Origin of the sequence: Vibrio harveyi, from assembly GCF_030060435.1 — a bacterium.
Lineage (GTDB): Bacteria > Pseudomonadota > Gammaproteobacteria > Enterobacterales > Vibrionaceae > Vibrio > Vibrio harveyi.
On the sequence record NZ_CP125875.1, the window covers coordinates 740,235 to 759,757 of the forward strand.

General features: G+C 44.5%; 22 protein-coding genes. 17 read left to right on the top strand and 5 right to left on the bottom strand.

Annotated elements, in window-relative coordinates:
• Window positions 1–31 precede the first annotated feature (31 nt).
• On the bottom strand, window positions 32–613 hold the full coding sequence (locus tag QMY49_RS03420; RefSeq protein WP_005444793.1) for a Maf family protein: 582 nt from the start codon (window positions 611–613) through the stop codon (window positions 32–34).
• A 149-nt stretch (window positions 614–762) separates the two neighbouring features.
• Here QMY49_RS03420 and yceD point away from each other — a divergent pair, with 149 nt between their 5' ends.
• From yceD to QMY49_RS03495, 15 genes are all read left to right on the top strand, one after another.
• Window positions 763–1,287, top strand: coding sequence for a 23S rRNA accumulation protein YceD (gene yceD / locus QMY49_RS03425; protein ID WP_005444794.1), 525 nt, complete (start codon window positions 763–765; stop codon window positions 1,285–1,287).
• A gap of 59 nt (window positions 1,288–1,346) precedes the next feature.
• On the top strand, window positions 1,347–1,517 hold the full coding sequence (gene rpmF, locus QMY49_RS03430) for a 50S ribosomal protein L32 (protein WP_005396978.1): 171 nt from the start codon (window positions 1,347–1,349) through the stop codon (window positions 1,515–1,517).
• A 10-nt stretch (window positions 1,518–1,527) separates the two neighbouring features.
• Window positions 1,528–2,553 (top strand): phosphate acyltransferase PlsX, encoded by a 1,026-nt coding sequence (gene plsX, locus QMY49_RS03435; RefSeq protein ID WP_005444797.1) that lies wholly within the window; start codon window positions 1,528–1,530, stop codon window positions 2,551–2,553.
• 5 nt (window positions 2,554–2,558) lie between these two features.
• Window positions 2,559–3,509: a beta-ketoacyl-ACP synthase III gene (locus tag QMY49_RS03440; protein WP_005444799.1), complete on the top strand. Its 951-nt coding sequence runs from the start codon at window positions 2,559–2,561 to the stop codon at window positions 3,507–3,509.
• 75 nt (window positions 3,510–3,584) lie between these two features.
• Window positions 3,585–4,508 carry an ACP S-malonyltransferase gene (gene fabD / locus QMY49_RS03445; RefSeq protein ID WP_005444801.1) on the top strand — a complete coding sequence of 308 codons (924 nt, stop codon included), beginning with the start codon at window positions 3,585–3,587 and terminating at the stop codon, window positions 4,506–4,508.
• Window positions 4,509–4,542: 34 nt separating this feature from the next.
• Complete coding sequence (gene fabG / locus QMY49_RS03450; protein ID WP_005444803.1) at window positions 4,543–5,277, top strand: 3-oxoacyl-ACP reductase FabG; 735 nt, start codon at window positions 4,543–4,545, stop codon at window positions 5,275–5,277.
• A gap of 245 nt (window positions 5,278–5,522) precedes the next feature.
• Entirely contained in the window at window positions 5,523–5,756 is a 234-nt protein-coding gene (gene acpP / locus QMY49_RS03455; protein WP_004406112.1) for an acyl carrier protein, read from the top strand.
• A gap of 93 nt (window positions 5,757–5,849) precedes the next feature.
• Window positions 5,850–7,097: a beta-ketoacyl-ACP synthase II gene (fabF, locus tag QMY49_RS03460; protein WP_005444811.1), complete on the top strand. Its 1,248-nt coding sequence runs from the start codon at window positions 5,850–5,852 to the stop codon at window positions 7,095–7,097.
• Between the two features lie 107 nt (window positions 7,098–7,204).
• Entirely contained in the window at window positions 7,205–8,020 is an 816-nt protein-coding gene (gene pabC, locus QMY49_RS03465) for an aminodeoxychorismate lyase (RefSeq protein ID WP_005444813.1), read from the top strand.
• On the top strand, window positions 8,017–9,033 hold the full coding sequence (gene mltG / locus QMY49_RS03470) for an endolytic transglycosylase MltG (RefSeq protein ID WP_038897690.1): 1,017 nt from the start codon (window positions 8,017–8,019) through the stop codon (window positions 9,031–9,033). The genes pabC and mltG overlap by 4 nt, the downstream gene beginning before the upstream one ends.
• Complete coding sequence (gene tmk, locus QMY49_RS03475) at window positions 9,030–9,662, top strand: dTMP kinase (RefSeq protein WP_222326368.1); 633 nt, start codon at window positions 9,030–9,032, stop codon at window positions 9,660–9,662. The genes mltG and tmk overlap by 4 nt, the downstream gene beginning before the upstream one ends.
• A gap of 24 nt (window positions 9,663–9,686) precedes the next feature.
• The gene (locus tag QMY49_RS03480) at window positions 9,687–10,649 is read left to right on the top strand and encodes a DNA polymerase III subunit delta' (RefSeq protein WP_283312789.1); all 963 of its coding nucleotides are present in this window, start codon (window positions 9,687–9,689) and stop codon (window positions 10,647–10,649) included.
• On the top strand, window positions 10,640–11,407 hold the full coding sequence (locus QMY49_RS03485; protein WP_009698484.1) for a TatD family hydrolase: 768 nt from the start codon (window positions 10,640–10,642) through the stop codon (window positions 11,405–11,407). The genes QMY49_RS03480 and QMY49_RS03485 overlap by 10 nt, the downstream gene beginning before the upstream one ends.
• Before the next feature lie 445 nt (window positions 11,408–11,852).
• Entirely contained in the window at window positions 11,853–13,283 is a 1,431-nt protein-coding gene (gene ptsG / locus QMY49_RS03490) for a PTS glucose transporter subunit IIBC (protein ID WP_005439576.1), read from the top strand.
• A gap of 234 nt (window positions 13,284–13,517) precedes the next feature.
• Window positions 13,518–13,919 (top strand): hypothetical protein, encoded by a 402-nt coding sequence (locus tag QMY49_RS03495; protein WP_005444828.1) that lies wholly within the window; start codon window positions 13,518–13,520, stop codon window positions 13,917–13,919.
• A 62-nt stretch (window positions 13,920–13,981) separates the two neighbouring features.
• Here the strand turns inward: QMY49_RS03495 and QMY49_RS03500 are convergent, their stop codons facing one another.
• From QMY49_RS03500 to QMY49_RS03510, 3 genes are all read right to left on the bottom strand, one after another.
• Window positions 13,982–14,080, bottom strand: a complete 99-nt coding sequence (locus QMY49_RS03500; protein WP_005444829.1) for a MetS family NSS transporter small subunit — start codon at window positions 14,078–14,080, stop codon at window positions 13,982–13,984.
• On the bottom strand, window positions 14,080–15,540 hold the full coding sequence (locus QMY49_RS03505) for a sodium-dependent transporter (protein WP_009698483.1): 1,461 nt from the start codon (window positions 15,538–15,540) through the stop codon (window positions 14,080–14,082). Before QMY49_RS03505 ends, QMY49_RS03500 begins: the two co-directional genes overlap by 1 nt.
• Before the next feature lie 481 nt (window positions 15,541–16,021).
• Window positions 16,022–16,612, bottom strand: a complete 591-nt coding sequence (locus tag QMY49_RS03510) for an outer membrane protein (RefSeq protein ID WP_017817853.1) — start codon at window positions 16,610–16,612, stop codon at window positions 16,022–16,024.
• Between the two features lie 127 nt (window positions 16,613–16,739).
• On the opposite strand from QMY49_RS03510, the gene cydH reads away from it, so the two are divergent.
• Complete coding sequence (gene cydH, locus QMY49_RS03515; protein ID WP_005444835.1) at window positions 16,740–16,832, top strand: cytochrome bd-I oxidase subunit CydH; 93 nt, start codon at window positions 16,740–16,742, stop codon at window positions 16,830–16,832.
• Between the two features lie 18 nt (window positions 16,833–16,850).
• Complete coding sequence (locus tag QMY49_RS03520) at window positions 16,851–17,996, top strand: patatin-like phospholipase family protein (protein WP_222326370.1); 1,146 nt, start codon at window positions 16,851–16,853, stop codon at window positions 17,994–17,996.
• A gap of 49 nt (window positions 17,997–18,045) precedes the next feature.
• On the opposite strand, the gene pyk is transcribed toward QMY49_RS03520, so the two are convergent.
• On the bottom strand, window positions 18,046–19,488 hold the full coding sequence (gene pyk / locus QMY49_RS03525) for a pyruvate kinase (protein ID WP_005444839.1): 1,443 nt from the start codon (window positions 19,486–19,488) through the stop codon (window positions 18,046–18,048).
• Window positions 19,489–19,523: the final 35 nt, after the last annotated feature.

Here is a 19,523-nt window from a genome sequence, read left to right on the forward strand (position 1 = left end):
CTATTACACAATATCTTTTACATAGTACTTTTTACAAAACCTCAAACCCTTGCTTTTGTAGCATGTCGATCAAGTCAATGAGAGGCAGACCTACTAGCGTATTCGGATCTTTGCCGGCTAATTTGTTGAAAAGACAAATTCCCATTCCTTCGCTTTTAAAGCTGCCAGCACAATAAAATGGTTCTTCTCTGTCGACGTATCGTTCAATCTGTTCAAGCGTCAAATCTCTAAAATGAACTTCGAAGGTGTCGAAGCCGACTTCAGTGTGATTCGTGGCTGTATTATGTACCGCAAGCCCAGTATAAAAAGTGATGGTTTTACCGCTTTGAGCCAATAATTGCTTGATTGCATTCTCTCGGTCTAATGGTTTGCCGACTATCTTGTCGTCAATAACACAAACTTGATCGCTCCCGATCACCAAGCTGTCTTGGTCGGTATCACAAGATGTCGCTTTTCCAATCGCAAGCCTTTGCACCAAATCTAAAGGCGTTTCGTTGGGGAAGGGGGTCTCATCGCATTGCGGAGATAAACAAGTAAACGGTACTGATAGCTTTTCCAGCAGTTGTTTACGAAAAGGGGAAGTTGAGGCTAAAACCAGTTGGTAATTTTTCATTTTGAATTACAATTCACGCGAGCATTTCCAATAGGATAATCGATCAAAATTGATTCTGGCTAATGCTCTATATGTTAAGCGTAAAAAAGTACAACTTTTTTGCCTTTTTCTTTGACTAATTTTGATTTGGAAGATAATATTCGCGCCCTATGCAAAAGGTAAAAATACCGCGAACGGTTGATCCAGCAAAGTCCGCACAGAAACGATTAGATTACGATGGCATCATCCAAGCTAGTCTTTTCAAGCGCTTAGCGGAAACAACTGAAGGCGTAAAACGCGACGCAGAAGTCTCATTGTCATTTGATATTGATGAACAGCGACTTGTTGTTATCTCTGGTAAAGCTAACATCGAAGTTGATTTAGAGTGTCAGCGTTGTAATGAGGTATTCACACACATGTGTGAAGTTGAATTCCTTTACACTCCTTACTACGGTGAGAAGACGGAAGAGGAAGCACCAGAAATTTATGATTTGGTAGATCTAAATGAGTACGGTGAATTAGACCTTATACAACTGGTTGAAGACGAGTTCATCTTAACATTACCTCAAATCGCAATGCACGATGATGCGGATTGTAGCGTTGACTCAAATAACATGGTTTTTGGTGAAATTCCTGAAGAAATTGAGGAAGAAAAACCGAATCCATTCGACGTTTTGAAAAATCTGAAAAAGTAACTGGTGTGGTAGCCGCTTCTTCTTTAGGTTTTTAACCCAATAGTATAGGAGTAGGGTCAATGGCCGTACAGAAAAACCGTAAAACTCGTTCTAAGCGCGGTATGCGTCGTTCACACGATGCGCTAACTACAGCTGCACTATCTGTAGACGCGACTTCTGGTGAAACTCACCTACGCCACAACGTAACTGCTGAAGGTTACTACCGTGGTCAAAAGGTTATCAACAAGTAAGGTTGAACCTTTGCAAAGTATTACCGTTGCACTTGATGCAATGGGCGGGGATTTCGGTCCACGCGTAACAGTGCCTGCCGCCGTGCAGGCACTGTCTCATTTCCCAGAGCTAAAAGTGATTCTTATAGGTGATCAATCTCTGATCACGTCTCAATTATCTCAACTTGGTACCTCTACCAGTTCTCGTTTGAGCATTCTTCATAGCGAGAAAGTGATTTCTAATTCAGAAAAACCGTCTTTGGCCCTTCGCAATAGCCAAAATAGCTCTATGCGTATGGCGATTGATCTGGTTTCTGAAAATGAAGCTGATGCTTGTGTGAGTGGTGGTAACACCGGCGCATTGATGGCGCTGTCACGTTTTATTCTTAAGCTGCTTCCTGGTATTGAGCGTCCTGCTTTAGTTTCTGCGTTACCGACCATCAGTGGAAAACGCACCTGGATGCTAGATTTGGGAGCAAATGTGTCGTGTGATGCCGACAGTTTATTCCAGTTTGCCGTGATGGGCAGTGCATTAGCAGAAGAACACCTAGGTCGACCTCCTCGTGTTGCGGTGCTGAACATTGGCGCAGAAGAAATCAAAGGTAACGATTTAGTCAAACGCTGTGCTGAAATGCTTTCTCAAACCGACGCCATCAACTTTGTCGGTTATATTGAAGGTAATCAAATTTTGCATGACGTAGCCGATGTCATTGTTTGTGATGGCTTTGTCGGTAACGTATGCTTAAAAGCCAGCGAGGGAACAGCTCAACTCTTCATCGAAAAACTAAAAACCAGCATGATGGAATCGACGATTAAGGGTTGGATTGCTAGAAAGTTGTTTTCTCGGCTATTTAATGAACTAAAAACACTGAACCCCGACCAGTATAACGGCGCAAGTTTGCTAGGATTGCGCGGCATTGTCATAAAAAGCCATGGAAGTGCGGATGTATCTGCGATTGTCAATGCACTTGGCGAGGCAGTACACGAGGTCAAACGACAAGTACCAAGCCGTATTAGCGATCGTTTGGAAGCGGTTTTACTCGAGAGGCATTATTAGTCTTCATGTATAGCAAAATTTTAGGTACTGGCAGCTACCTGCCATCTCAGGTGCGTACTAACGCAGACCTAGAGAAAATGGTAGACACAAGTGACGAGTGGATCGTAGCTCGCACGGGTATTAAAGAGCGTCGAATTGCAGCAGAAGATGAGACTGTTGCGGACATGGCATTCTACGCAGCTGAAAACGCTATCGATATGGCCGGCATTGATAAAAATGATATCGACCTAATTATCGTTGCTACCACGAGCAGTAGCCATACTTTCCCTTCATCTGCGTGTCAGGTGCAGGCAAAGCTTGGCATTAAAGGTTGTCCTGCTTTCGACTTAGCCGCTGCTTGTTCAGGCTTTGTATACGCAATGTCTGTAGCTGACCAACACATTAAATCAGGTATGTGTAAAAACGTACTTGTGATTGGTGCTGACGCATTATCGAAAACGTGTGATCCGACTGACCGCTCAACTATCATCTTATTTGGTGATGCGGCAGGCGCGGTGGTAATTGGTGCGAGCGAAGAACCTGGCATCATTTCGACACACGTATATTCAGATGGTCAATTTGGTGATCTTCTGAGCCTTCCTGTACCTGAGCGTGGTAAAGATGCAGATAAATGGCTGCACATGGCGGGTAACGAAGTTTTCAAAGTGGCAGTAACTCAGCTTTCGAAGTTAGTGAAAGACACGCTTGAAGCAAACGATATGCACAAGTCTGAACTAGACTGGTTGGTTCCGCACCAAGCCAACTACCGCATTATTTCAGCGACAGCGAAAAAGCTTTCGATGTCACTAGACCAAGTCGTGATCACACTTGATAAACACGGCAACACATCAGCAGCAACCGTGCCAACAGCACTGGATGAGGCGGTACGTGATGGTCGTATTAAACGTGGTCAAACTCTACTTCTTGAAGCGTTTGGCGGCGGATTCACTTGGGGTTCTGCCCTGGTGAAATTCTAAGTTTCACAAGATTCAAAATTTAAGATGCGCTACGGTGCATCTTATTTCTTTTTACTTTGCTTAAAGGAAAACAACATGAGCAAGTTTGCTATCGTATTTCCAGGTCAAGGTTCACAAGCAGTTGGTATGCTTGCTGATCTAGGCGAACAATATGACGTAGTAAAACAAACATTTGCAGAAGCATCTGACGCACTAGGTTACGACCTATGGGCGCTTGTTCAAAATGGACCTGCAGAAGATCTAAACCAAACTTTCCGTACTCAACCAGCTTTGCTAGCGTCATCTGTTGCTATCTGGCGTGTATGGCAAGAGCTTGGTCTTGAGCAACCAGCAAACCTAGCGGGTCACAGCCTAGGTGAGTACTCAGCGCTTGTGTGTGCTGGCGTGATTGACTTTAAAGAAGCAATCAAACTGGTTGAGCTACGTGGTCAACTGATGCAAGAAGCGGTACCTGCGGGTACTGGTGCAATGTACGCGATCATCGGTCTAGATGACGAAGCAATTGCAAAAGCTTGTGAAGAAGCAGCACAAGGTGAAGTCGTTTCTCCAGTAAACTTCAACTCACCTGGTCAAGTTGTTATCGCAGGTAGTAAAGACGCGGTAGAACGTGCTGGTGCACTATGTAAAGAAGCAGGTGCTAAGCGTGCACTTCCTCTTCCTGTTTCAGTGCCTTCACACTGCGCACTAATGAAACCTGCAGCAGAGAAACTAGCTGTCGCGCTAGAGTCTATCGAATTCAACGCACCACAACTTCCGGTTATCAACAACGTTGATGTGGCGGCTGAAACTGATCCTGCAAAAATCAAAGACGCACTTGTTCGTCAACTTCACAGCCCAGTTCGTTGGACTGAGAGCGTGCAGCTAATGAACGAACAAGGTGTAGAAAATCTTCTTGAGCTTGGTCCTGGCAAAGTTCTGACAGGTCTGACTAAACGTATCGTGAAAACACTAAGCGCAGCAGCAGTTAACGACGTAGCGTCGCTAGAAGCCGCTAAGTAATCTGCTCACGATAAGAAAAGGAAAACACAACATGATGAATCTAGAAGGTAAGATCGCTCTAGTGACAGGCGCAAGCCGTGGCATTGGTCGTGCGATTGCTGAACTTCTTGTTGAACGCGGTGCAACGGTAATCGGTACTGCGACTTCTGAAGGCGGCGCAGCGGCGATCAGTGAGTACCTAGGTGAAAACGGTAAAGGTCTAGCACTTAACGTAACTGACGTTGAGTCTATCGAAGCAACACTAAAAACCATCAATGATGAGTTTGGTGCAATCGATATTCTAGTAAACAACGCTGGTATCACGCGCGATAACTTGCTAATGCGTATGAAAGATGACGAGTGGAACGACATCATCAATACAAACCTAACGCCAATCTACCGCATGTCTAAAGCGGTTCTACGTGGCATGATGAAAAAACGCGCTGGTCGCATCATCAACGTAGGTTCTGTTGTTGGTACTATGGGTAACGCTGGTCAAACAAACTATGCAGCAGCAAAAGCGGGTGTGATTGGTTTCACTAAATCAATGGCTCGTGAAGTGGCTTCTCGTGGTGTAACAGTGAACACGGTTGCTCCAGGTTTCATCGAAACTGACATGACTAAGGCGCTAAATGACGACCAACGTGCAGCAACGTTGTCGAACGTGCCAGCAGGTCGTCTAGGTGACCCTCGTGAAATTGCATCAGCAGTTGTATTCCTAGCTTCACCTGAAGCGGCTTACATTACTGGTGAAACTTTGCATGTAAATGGTGGCATGTACATGGTTTAATGCACAGTTCGTGCAAAATAAGCTATTTTACTTTATGAAAAATAGCCTATAGTTGCTGTTAACTGTCATTAAGTTGTCATGCTCATGCGCAAGATTTGTGCATGATTTAAGTCAAAAATGTATTGAAATTCGGTTAAATTCGCTAATTTTGTGGTTTGACCAGCAAGGACCCCCTTGCAAACTTCAATAGTTCGAATAAACTACGGAATCATCGCATTAGGCGAAATCTGTAAAGGAAAAGAAAAATGAGCAACATCGAAGAACGCGTAAAGAAAATCATTGTTGAACAGCTAGGTGTAGACGAAGCAGAAGTTAAAAACGAAGCTTCTTTCGTTGACGATCTAGGTGCTGATTCTCTAGACACTGTAGAGCTAGTAATGGCTCTAGAAGAGGAATTCGACACTGAGATTCCTGATGAAGAAGCAGAGAAAATCACTACTGTTCAAGCTGCAATCGACTACGTAAACAGCGCTCAGTAATTATCTCTCCCAGGCGGTCTCCTAGACCGCCTGTGTTCTTTCTAACTTCTTCTATCCTCTCATAGAAACATTCAATTCCCGGAGAATTATATCGTGTCCAAGCGTCGTGTAGTTGTCACTGGCATGGGTATGTTGTCACCGGTAGGCAACACAGTAGAATCATCTTGGAAAGCCCTGCTAGAAGGTCAAAGCGGTATCGTAAACATCGAGCACTTCGATGCAACGAACTTCTCGACTCGTTTTGCTGGTCTTGTAAAAGATTTTGATTGCACAGAGTACATGTCTAAGAAAGATGCTCGTAAAATGGATTTGTTTATCCAGTACGGCATTGCTGCGGGTATCCAAGCATTGGATGACTCTGGCTTAGAAATTACCGAAGAAAACGCGGCTCGAGTTGGTGTAGCAATCGGCTCAGGCATTGGCGGTCTAGACCTAATCGAAGCAGGTCACTCAGCGCTAGTTGAGAAAGGTCCTCGCAAAGTTAGCCCATTTTTTGTTCCTTCGACCATCGTAAACATGGTTGCGGGTAACCTATCTATCATGCGTGGTCTTCGTGGTCCTAACATCGCGATCTCTACTGCATGTACTACAGGTCTTCACAACATCGGTCACGCGGCTCGTATGATTGCATACGGTGATGCGGAAGCTATGGTTGCTGGTGGTGCAGAAAAAGCATCTACGCCACTTGGTATGGCAGGCTTCGGTGCTGCAAAAGCACTATCGACTCGTAACGATGAACCGCAAAAAGCATCACGTCCTTGGGATAAAGGTCGTGACGGCTTCGTTCTAGGTGACGGTGCGGGCGTGATGGTTCTTGAAGAGTACGAACACGCAAAAGCGCGCGGTGCTAAGATCTACGCAGAGCTTGTTGGCTTCGGTATGTCTGGTGACGCTTACCACATGACTTCTCCAAGTGAAGATGGCTCTGGTGGCGCACTGGCAATGGAAGCGGCGATGCGTGACGCAAACATCACAGGTACTCAAGTTGGTTACGTGAACGCTCACGGTACATCAACACCAGCAGGTGATGTGGCTGAAATCAAGGGTGTGAAACGCGCACTTGGTGAAGAAGGCTCTAAGCAGGTTCTTGTCTCTTCTACTAAATCTATGACTGGTCACCTTTTAGGTGCAGCAGGCTCAGTAGAAGCAATCATCACGGTTCTTTCATTGGTAGATCAAATTGTTCCACCAACGATTAACCTAGATGATCCAGAAGAAGGTTTAGATATCGACCTTGTGCCGCATACTGCGCGCAAAGTTGATATGGAATACGCAATCTGTAACTCGTTCGGCTTCGGCGGTACTAACGGTTCGCTTGTATTCAAAAAAATCGCTGAGTAAAAGTCTCTAACACAGTTTTAGAGTAGCGATACTTGTATTCTAACGGCTCGATGCTTAGCATTGAGCCGTTTTGTTTTATTTGTCGATCAGAAAGCAAGGGTATCTGAATGTTCTGGGTAAATGGACTGCCACAAACACATGTTCCACTCGGTGACCGTTCTTTCCAATATGGTGATGGCTGTTTCTCTACCATCAAAACCAAGAAAGGGCAGTTGGAGCATTGGCAAGCGCATGTTGAACGTATGGAAGCATGCTTAACGACATTACAAATCCCTTTTCCTGATTGGCGTACGGTCTTGGATTGGGCGATGTCGGCAACTTTAAAGGATGAATCTGCCGGAATCAAAATTCATATTAGCCGCGGTTGTGGTGGTCGAGGGTATAGTCCTAGCGGTGTCGAAGGTCCGGTTGTCACTATCTCGAATTTTACATTCCCTGCTCACTACCTTGCTTGGCAAGAGCGTGGCGTGCAATTAGGTGTTTGTGAAACCCGACTTGGAATCCAGCCATTACTTGCCGGACATAAGCACAATAACCGTATAGAGCAGGTGCTCGCAAAGGCAGAAATTGATGGTACTGAATTTGCTGATGCTGTGACGTTAAATGTGCAAAATCATGTCATTGAAACTACAATGGCAAACCTTTTTTGGGTTAAAGATGAAAAGGTGTTCACACCCGGTTTGTGTTTATCCGGTGTGGCTGGCGTGATGCGCCGTAAGGTTTTGGAATATCTCCAAAGCGAAGGTTACTCAGTGCAGGTAGCCGATTTCACACTGACAGATTTGCTCGATGCAGATGAGGTGTGGATGTGTAATTCACTATTGGGTGTAGCACCGGTTTCCGGTATTTCAGCACCAGAGAACAAGATTGACTTTCCAATTGGGAAATTGACTCGACGACTTCAAGGGAATCTAAATACGTGATTAAAAAACTGTTTGCGTTTGTTGTACTGATTGCTGTTATTGGTGCAGCAAGTGTTTTTTACGTTGTTTCACAGACTAAGCAATACGTTAACTCGCCAATTCTTATTGAGCAGCCTCAGCTGTTTACCGTTGAAAATGGCACCAGCTTTCACCGAGTAATGCGTGACTTGGCGAAAGGTAACATCATCGAAGCTTCAGACTACACTCGTTTAATGCCTCATCTCTATCCGGAGCTTCTTCAGGTGCGAGCAGGCACTTACCAACTAGAACCTAACACCTCTCTATATGACACGTTGGAACAACTAAACACAGGTAAAGAACATCAGTTTGCGATTACCTTTGTGGAAGGCAGTCGCTTTTCTGAGTGGGTTGAGCAGTTAAGTGCAGCGCCTTATGTCAAACATGATTTGACCGGATTATCGGAAAAGCAGATGGCTGAAAAGCTGGGGATAGAGCGCGAAAAGCTTGAAGGCTTATTCCTTGCCGAAACCTATCACTACACAGCTGGTACAAGTGAGAGTCAGATCTTAGAGCGTGCTCATAGTAAGCTGAACAAGATTTTGGATGCTCAGTGGGAAGAGCGCCAAGAGAAACTGCCATTAAAAGACAAATACGAAGCGCTGATTCTTGCTTCTATCATTGAAAAAGAGACGGCGATAGACTCGGAGCGTGAGCGTGTCGCATCTGTATTTGTAAATCGTCTTAACAAACGTATGCGTCTACAAACAGACCCTACAGTTATCTACGGTATGGGAGATGCCTATGATGGTAATATCCGTAAGAAAGATTTGCGCACTCCTACACCATACAACACATACACAATCAATGGTTTGCCACCAACGCCGATTGCCATGGCGGGTGAAGCTTCGATTGAAGCCGCGTTAAACCCTGAAAACAGTAACTATCTATATTTCGTAGCAAGTGGGAAGGGCGGACATGTATTTTCGAAATCACTTGCTGAGCACAACCGTGCTGTACGTGCCTATTTAAGAGAACTAAGAAAGAACAAATGATGAAAGCAAACTTTATTGTCGTTGAGGGCCTAGAAGGCGCGGGTAAAAGTACTGCAATTAAAACGGTTTTGGATACGCTGAAAGCTGCAGGTATTGAAAATATCGTTAATACTCGTGAGCCCGGTGGAACCCCTCTCGCTGAAAAGATGCGTGCATTGGTTAAAGAAGAGCACGAAGGCGAAGATTTGAAAGATATGACGGAGCTGCTTTTACTCTACGCAGCTCGTGTCCAGCTAGTGGAAAATGTAATCAAGCCAGCACTTGCAAACAATCAATGGGTGGTGGGTGACCGCCATGACTTGTCTTCTCAAGCTTACCAAGGTGGTGGTCGTCAAATCGATGCGTCGCTGATGAAAAACTTACGCGACACTACGCTTGGTGAGTTCAAACCTGCTTTTACGTTGTACATGGATATCGATCCTCGTGTTGGTCTTGAGCGTGCTCGTGGTCGCGGTGAGCTAGATCGAATTGAGAAAATGGACATCAGCTTCTTTGAACGCACTCGTGAGCGTTACCTAGAGTTGGCTAATGCAGATGACTCTATCGTAGTTATCAATGCAGAGCAGTCGATTGACGAAGTGGCACATGATATCAGAGCTGCACTAAATGTATGGCTTGCAGCTCAGTAAGCTGAGGGTAGATTGAGGTGATTCATGTTAAATGACTTTCCATGGTTACAGCCCGTTTGGGATAACCTCAAAATCAGTTTGAATTCAGAGCGAGTTCCTGGAGCTTTGTTACTACAAAGTGAGAAAGGACTGGCAGTTGAAAAACTGGTTGAACTCTTCAGCCACTCTCTTTTGTGCCAAAACTACACCAGTGAAGCGTGTGGTTTTTGCCACAGTTGTCAGCTAACTCAATCTAATAGTCATCCAGACTTACATTGGGTTAAGCCGGAAAAAGAAGGCAAATCAATTACGGTTGATCAGATCCGCGCTTGTAATCGTCTTGCTCATGAATCATCACAGCTAAATGGATATCGCGTGTTCATTATTGAACCTGCGGAAGCAATGAACGAGTCTGCGTCCAATGCGTTGTTGAAAACACTAGAAGAACCAGGGCAGAAGTGTTTGTTCTTGCTTGTTACACAGAACCATGAGCGATTACTGCCAACGATTCAAAGTCGCTGTCAGCAATGGGTCGTGGCTACGCCTTCAACAGAGCAAGCTATGAGCTGGATGAGTGAGCAAGGGGCTTCTCAAGTGCCCCCTTATGCGCTTAAGTTGAATATGGGTTCACCAATAAATACGCTGGAAGCAGCAAAAAGTGGTGAGCTGGATGAGTATCAAGCGTTTGAGCGCTGCTTGATTGAGACTTTGTCTTCGCCTTTGTCAGATGTGTTTCGGTGCGCGACGTTAATGGCTAAGAATCCAGACAAAGCGTTAGACTGGGCGTGGTATTTGTTGACCGATGCCCAGAAAGCGCAATTTGGTGTTACGGAAGTGGATCTGCTTCCTGGCGCCGCTCAGTTTCAGCCCGGTAGATATAACGGTCTGTATCAAGCGGCCCAAAAGCTGCTTGAATTGAAAGCTCAACGACAAACCTTTCCAGGCTTAAACCTTGAGCTACTATCTATGAATTGGTTAATTGAATCACGAGAGGCATTATGTTCGTAGATTCGCACTGTCATCTAGACAAATTGAATTACGATGACCTTCATATTAATGTTGAAGACGTTATCAACAAAGCTAAGCAAGCTAATGTTACTGAGTTATTGTCCGTTGGTGTGACTTTGGACTCTTTCCCTAAAATGCTCGAAATGATCACACCTTACAATAACGTTCACGCGTCTTGTGGTGTTCATCCTCTTGATGTTGAAAGTGCCTTTTCGATGGATATCTTACGAGAGTACGCGTCCCATGAAAAAGTTGTGGCGATCGGTGAAACGGGGCTGGATTACCATTACAAACCAGAGACCGCCGCACTGCAGAAAGAGCGTTTTGAGCAGCAAGTTGACCTAGCAGTAGAATTAAACAAACCACTGATTATTCATACTCGTAATGCACGTGAAGATACATTAGAAATTCTACGCAATGGCGGAGCCGAAAAATGTGGTGGCGTCATACACTGTTTTACTGAAGATCTGCCTTTTGCAGAAGCTGCACTCGATTTAGGGTTTTACATCTCAATTTCAGGTATTGTGACTTTCCGCCAAGCGACGGAATTGAAGGATGTTGTGAAAGCCCTACCTCTTGAAAAGTTGCTTATTGAGACGGATTCTCCGTATCTTGCCCCTGTTCCACATCGTGGAAAAGAGAACCAACCAGCCTATGTTGTCGAAGTTGCTGCCTATATTGCACAGCTGAAAGAGTGTGCCTTGTCTGAAGTTGGGCAAAAAACCAGCGAAAATTTCCGAAATCTTTTTTTGCGATGAAAAATCAATAGGCAGATTAAAAAAGGGGCTTTTGCCCCTTTTTTGTTGATAAATGCACCAAAAAGATCATTTAGTTTAATGTTTACTAAATTTGTTGATTTAACCGCATCCAAATCCCTCAAATGTAATTTTGTTACTAAAAATAACATCGACCTTTATTTTATTTACGCCTTAAAATTAATTATGTAGATAATAAAATCTTTATAAAACAATAATATAAGTTTAATGCAAACCTTTTCATCGACGGTTTTTAGGTGTGATCTGCGACTTGTTTTGAAACTAAATTTCGTAACTGTGTGGAAAGTTTGAGGGCCATCAATATATATTTAGAGCCGGAAAATATAATGCAACGTGTGGTTACATTTTCATTGGGTGCTAACATTTAGGCTACGGGGGTGTGCCGTTAGTGCCCAAATAATACTTATAATTTATCAGGAGCATAAACATGTTTAAGAACCTTTTTGCAAACCTGCAAAAAGTTGGTAAAGCTCTGATGCTACCAGTATCAGTATTACCAGTCGCAGGTATCCTACTAGGTGTTGGTGCTGCCCACCTAAGCTTTATTCCAGAAGTGGTTTCTAACCTAATGGAACAAGCTGGTGGTTCAGTATTCGGCCAAATGGCACTTCTATTTGCTGTTGGTGTAGCACTAGGCTTCACAAACAACGACGGTGTAGCTGGTCTAGCTGCTATCGTTGGTTACGGCATCATGACAGCAACGCTAGGCGTTATGGCTGGCATCATGGGCGTTGAGAAAATCGACACAGGTGTACTAGGTGGTATCCTTGTCGGTGGTGTTGCTGCTTGGGCATTCAACCGTTTCTTCAAAATCCAACTTCCAGAGTACCTTGGCTTCTTCGCTGGTAAGCGTGCTGTGCCAATCATCACTGGTTTCGCTGCGATCATCCTAGGTGTTGTACTATCTATCGTATGGCCACCAATCGGCGGTGCAATCTCTGCATTCTCTGACTGGGCTGCACACCAAAACCCACAGCTTGCGTTCGGTATCTACGGCGTAGTTGAGCGTTCTCTAATCCCATTCGGTCTACACCACGTATGGAACGTACCATTCTTCTTCGAAGCAGGTACTTGTGTGAACGCTGCTGGTGAAACTCAAAACGGCGTACTAACTTGTTACCTAGTTGCAGATGATGCATCTCGTGCTGCTGGTAATGGCTTCGGTCAGCTAGCGGGTGGTTACATGTTCAAGATGTTTGGTCTACCAGCTGCAGCAATCGCTATTGCTCACTGTGCTAAACCAGAAAACCGCGCGAAAGTAATGGGTATCATGGCGTCAGCTGCACTGACTTCATTCCTAACTGGTATTACTGAGCCAATCGAATTCTCATTCCTATTCGTTGCTCCTGTCCTATACGGTATCCACGCTCTACTAGCTGGTTCTGCATACGTTGTTGCTAACACTCTAGGCTTCGTACACGGTACTTCATTCTCACATGGTCTGATCGATTTCCTAGTTCTATCTGGTCACGCTCAGAAGATGGGTCTGATGGTAGCTGTTGGTCTAGTTTACGCTGTAATCTACTACGTAGTATTCCGCACAGTAATCACTGCTCTTGACCTTAAAACTCCAGGTCGTGAAGATGAATCTGAAGAAGCTGTTGCAACTTCTGGTTCTGACATGGCAGGTGAGCTTGTTGCAGCATTCGGCGGCAAAGCAAACATCACTGGTCTAGACGCATGTATCACTCGTCTACGTGTAGCGGTAGCTGATACAGCTGCTGTTGACCAAGACAAGCTAAAACAACTAGGCGCTGCTGGTGTTGTAGTTGTAGCAGGTGGTGTTCAGGCTATCTTCGGTACTAAGTCTGATAACCTAAAAACTGAAATGGATGAGTGGATTCGTAACCACGGCTAATCTCAGTCATTCATAGAAAAGAGGAGGCTTCGGTCTCCTTTTTTTGTGCCTGTTTTTCATGCTGAAACCACGACGACTAACGGCTTATCTTTAATTTAACGTCCCACATCGTGACACAATACGCAGCCTTACAGTTGTAGCGTTTTTCGTACCTCTCCCTTACTCATTGCTGACATACCAAAACTAAATCATGTTTGAATTATGCACGCCGTTTTTTTTAGAGTGATGACGTGTATGAAAAAACAAATAATGCTGGCAGCAGCACTGTTACCTAGTGTAAGTATGGCAGCAAACCAACCGACGAATTTTTCCGTTGGTATGGCAGTGGATCAGCAATTGAGTGTCGTAGTTGAAATCGATGATAAATATCGAGGTATCATCGGTAATGACGGTATGGCATTTGACTATATCGCGAAACGTGGTTCTTTTGAGCAAAATATGCCGCTGACCTGGTATGTAGGTGTTGGTGGTTGGTACGAGTGGGATGATGAATTTGGTTTTCGTGTTCCGCTTGGCGTGAATTGGGATCTTTCAAAAGGATGGGATCTCTATGCGCAAATTCATCCAGAGCTCGATCTGTATAAAGGACCCGATCTTCAAATTGGTGGAGCTCTTGGGGTTAAATACAGCTTTTGAGTTAAAGCAGATACAAAAATGCCGGCATCAACGCCGGCATTATTCTTGATAAAGGATCGGTATTATTGCTGCTTATCCATCGCTCGCTTGATGCACACAGCTGCGCCACCCCAAGTGATGCCAAGACCAATAACCATCATAATAATTGCACTTGTTGTCATTACGCTTTCTCCTTGCTTACCACGTTAATCAGTACACCAAAAACAAATAGCGCGGCAATCATTGCCCAGCCAAGAGTTAGGTCGTAGCCACCGTAACCTTCTGTTAGAAGGGCATATAGCTTAGTTGCTAGGATAATTGCTAGCATGATTGGAGTAACAAAACGTAGGCAGACTACAAACCATTGACCAATAGAGAAATCTGAACGCTCATTTACATAGTCACGAACTTGTGGCACTTGTTTAAGTAGCCAAGCCATTAAGACGATTTCAACCAGACCGCCAACCATGATGCCGACGTTATTAGCAAAGTGGTCGACAAGGTCAAGTAATAATAGACCTCCGTTGGTTGCAAATGCCATTGAGACAATAAAGCCAATACCAATCACCACGTTTGCCGCTTTTTTACGGCTCCATTTCAGTTTATCGATAACTGCAGATGTTACTGCTTCCATGATTGAGATGTGCGAGCTTAAGCCAGCTACAACGAGAGCAAAGAAGAACAGCGGACCAAGAATATATGGCGCTGGTAACAAATTGATAGCGGCAGGTAGCGTTACGAACGCAAGGCCAACACCAGCAGAGACGACTTCAGTCAGTGGTTTACCTTGCTCTTGAGCCATGTAACCAAGCACTGAGAAGATCATGATACCGGCTAAGATGGAGAAACCACAGTTGATAAGGACAGTCATGAAGGCGTTATTCGTGATGTCTGATTTCTCAGGCAGATAACTGGAATACGCTAGCATGATGGCAAAGCCGATACTTAGGGTAAAGAAGATCTGTCCGTACGCAGCTGCCCACACTTTCACGTCCCAAATCTTACTGAAATCAGGCTCAAACATGTAGTTTACGCCATCTAGTGCCCCAGGAAGGAAAATCATACGACCGATCAAGAACACGACCATGATGAACAAGATTGGCATCATGATTTTTGATGCTCGTTCGATACCTGATTTAACACCACTCACAATGGCCGTGTAGGTGATTGCCCAAGCAATCAGCATGGATACTGCGATCTTCCATTGAATGCTGCCCAAATCCGTTGGTGAGTTATCACCAAGTTTTAGGTATTCACTAAAGAAGAAAGCATTGGTGTCAGAACCCCAACTTTGGGTAAACGACATACCAAAGTAAGAAATTGCCCAGCCAATAACAGCGACGTAGTAAACGGCGATAACCGCAGCTACACCCACTTGGAACCAGCCAAGCCACTCAAACTTGGCGTGGATTTTAGCTAATGTTTTCGGAGCAGAACCACGGTATTTTTGACCCATACTGAATTCCAGAATCATAAATGGAATACCAGCAGTAATCATGGCGAAAAGGTAAGGAATAAAAAAGGCACCACCACCGTTCTCATAAGCCATATAAGGGAAACGCCAGATGTTACCCAGACCGATGGCTGAACCGACTGCAGCTAAGATGAATCCCGCACGGGATCCCCATTGTTCTCGCTTCATATTTGACTCCTGTACAACTCCCTAAGGAATGAAGCTCTTCTTGGCAGGTGTAAATCCCAGCAGAATAAAGGGCAACTGTTATCCGTCAGTTTTCTATCCTAAATTCGGTATTATTGTTACTTTCTGGTTTTTTACTTTGTTTTGCCAATGAAGAATTAGAATTAAATGCTTTAAATTTTGATGTGTGTTTGCAAAAGCTGAAATATTCTTCTGCTTTCTGTCTTCAGACTAACTTTTTACATTATTTATCGCAATAGATTCTAAATGTTAACGGCGAGATTTTATCTGGTTTAAATATTGTTAAATCGTGATTTGCTAGGTTATCTGATCAGTGAGGTGGGGTTATTTTCAGAGTATATGACTGTCTTATTGATGTGATATTGGTCAAATAAACTCTTTTTGATTATTAGGGCGTATCTCTGCGTTCGATACACCCTATAGACGATTTGGCGTCAAAACGATTCTTTAGAAGTGAAAGCCGTTAGAAGCGGAAGCTAAAGCCAATATTGGATTGAAATTGGTTCATCCAGTCGGTTTCAAACTTGATTACACAAGAAGAACCATCAGTAGGAAGCACGCATGCTCCTGAGGTGTCATTGTCAACAACGGTACCTAACCAACGAACTTGAGCGGTCAATGCAAAGTTTTTAGAAAATGTGTACTCAAGTCCTGCGAAAGCACTAGCTGAGAAACCGTATTTGTCATCCACCCAATCAGCATCAGCATATGAAGCACCCAATCCAAGCCCAACATAACTTTGCCAACCTGTCGCCACTGGATAGTAGATGCTGCTTTGAAACTGCAGATAATGGATGTCTGCTGAGTTGTTCACATCTTGTAGTTCAGAAGACTGATTCGAATAGAACAAACCTAAGCGACCCATTTCAAAAGGAGTCTCTACCGATAAAGCGTAGTTAATTGAAGGGTCAAGATCGTAGGTGCGATTGTTTTCATCTTCTACTTTGCCTCCTCCCGTGAAGCCAATGTAGGGAGTGACGATAACGTTTGCTTGAGCTGCCATAGAACAGCCCAATAATACACTCCCAACTAGCCAGCCAATTTTATTGTTCATTTGCTATCTCCTTATTATGACTAAGCTAATTGTGATGCCTTAGTCAAAATCGTGCGACTAAATTAGGCAATTCTTGAACATAATTCACACTGGTGTTATTAATTTGTTACAACAAAAGGAGGTGTCTATGGAACACGATCTAAAATCAGCCCTACTCATCGTCGTTACGGTATTCGCAGTTTTACTCTCTTTTGGCATCATTGCGATTACGACGGCTTAAACTAACGGCATTACGCCTATGATACGCAACAGCGGTATTATCACTGATAGCCATGCTGAGCTCGACATTCAAGTGTATGAGCAGTTTAGAAATGGCAAAACTGCCCTTGTCGCACAAGGAGGAGGGCAGAGAGGGATTTTTACCGCTGGTGTGCTAGACGCATTTCTTCTCTCTAATTTCGACCCATTCGACGAATTCTATGGTACGTCTGCCGGAGCGCTTAACCTTTGTGCTTTCCTTTGCCGTCAGCATGGTATGGGTAAAGCCTTTATAACCGATCTGACCACGGCTCCCGAGTTCTTCCATCTGATCCGCTACATTCGTAAAAAACAGTACTTAGGTTTGGAGTGGGCGCTCGAACGTATTCAAGATTACCCTTATAAACTCGACCTGGATCTTGGTCGCTCTGCGCTAGGTCAAAGAGGAGCGTTTGCTGCGGTCACTAACGTCGATACGCTCTCAGACCACTACTTACCAATACTCGGTGGTGATTGGCTCAATACGATGGTGGCTACATGTGCTATTCCAAAACTGTATCAAGGTGCTGTAAATGTAAACGGGCAGCATTTTGTTGATGGCGGCGTTTCTGCATCGATTCCCGTTCAAGAAGCGTGGCGTAAAAATGCACGAAATATCATAGTGATCCGCACTGAGCCTTTCTCTGAATCGGAAGCCAAAGTGCAAAGTGAGCTTGGTGAAGAAGGGATCAAATGGTACCGAGAGTCCATAAACTCGGTTCAAGAATCTTGGCAAGATAAGGTCCATCAATGGAAGGAAGATTGGAGCAATTTCTTGCAGCAAAAAATTAACGCAGCACATCAATCTAAATTGTCTGGCAGAAAGTTATTAAATGGTGGGCGCTGGCTATTTGGAGCCGATAACCTCTATCGTTTGAGCCATTTGATTGGTGAGAATTTTGATTCTGGATTAGCAGACATGTTGATGATCCACTATCAAACCTTCGAGTTGACGCAAGCTTTCCTTAGCGCACCTCCTGATGATACTTTTATTTTGCAATTGGCGCCGAAAGAGGAGCTGCAATCCTCATCTCTTTTAAGTGACCCTGAAGCTCTTGAGCATGATTATCAGCTTGGTTTGCAAACCGGTTTTAACCTGATTCAGCTTTACGACAAATTAAATATGGAAGGTCGAGAGACAGCCTAGATAATAAAAAGGGCACCATTTCGGTGCCCTTGCTTATCAAGTGTTGAACTTATGCTGACAGGATTCGCATGCAGTTGGTTGAACCAACCACGTCCATAACATCACCTTGAGTGATGATCACCAAATCCCCTTCATCCAATAAGCCTTGTTCTTTTAACGTCACAATTGCATCGTGCGCGGTAGTTAGACCTGCGCCACCTTTTGAGTCAAAGTACACCGGAGTTACCCCACGATAAAGCGCAGCACGATTCAGTGTCGATTCGTTGCGTGATAACGCGAAAATAGGCAGACCTGAACTCAAACGAGACATCATGAGCGCGGTGCGGCCAGATTCGGTCAAGGCAATCATCGCTTTTACGCCTTCCATGTGGTTAGCTGCGTACATAGTGGACATTGCGATGGTTTCTTCTGCGGTTGCAAAGGTGCGATCTAAGCGATACGTCGACAAGCTTGCTTCAGCCATCTTCTCTGCGCCCATACATACTTCTGCCATGGACTTGACAGTTTCTACTGGGAATTGACCTGCTGCCGTTTCTCCAGAAAGCATTACCGCATCTGTACCATCTAGCACGGCATTGGCAACGTCCATGACCTCTGCTCGGGTTGGCATCGGTGCCGCAATCATAGACTCCATCATTTGAGTCGCAGTAATCACGATGCGGTTTAAGCTGCGAGCACGACGGATGAGTTTTTTCTGCACGCCAACAAGCTCTGGATCACCAATTTCTACACCCAAGTCGCCGCGAGCAACCATCACTACATCGGACGCAAGAATAATGTCATCAATCGACTCGCTGGTGGCTACCGTTTCTGCTCGTTCAACTTTGGCAACGAGTTTTGCTTCTAGACCTGCATCTCTTGCCAAACGGCGAGCATAGTGCATATCTTCGCCATTACGAGGGAAAGAAATCGCAAGGTAATCGACTTTGATTTTTGCGGCAGTGAGAATGTCCGCTTTGTCTTTCTCTGTTAATGCATCGGCAGATAAACCGCCACCTTTCTTGTTGATACCTTTGTTATTAGACAGAGGACCACCAACGGTGACGCGTGTATGAACTTTATTTCCTTCGACACTGGTGACTTGCAGTTGAACACGTCCATCGTCAAGGAGCAGGATATCGTTAGGTGAAACGTCTTGCGGTAGCTCTTTGTAATCCAAACCAACGGACTCTTGGTTTCCCTCACCTTTTGGTAAATCGCTGTCTAGTGTGAATTTGTCACCGACATCAAGATGAATTTTGCCATCTTTGAAGGTGGATACGCGGATTTTTGGACCTTGTAAATCACCAAGAATGGCAACTTGACGTCCTAGTTTTGCTGCAATAGCACGGACTTTTTGCGCGCGTTGAATATGATCGTCACTGGTACCGTGAGAGAAGTTCATACGGACGACATTTGCTCCAGCTTTGATGATCTCTTCAAGGACATTGTCTTTATCTGTTGAAGGGCCAAGCGTTGTAACAATTTTGGTTCTTCTTAATATGGAAGTCATAGATTCTCCGAAGAATGCAGGTGTAGGACTAGATA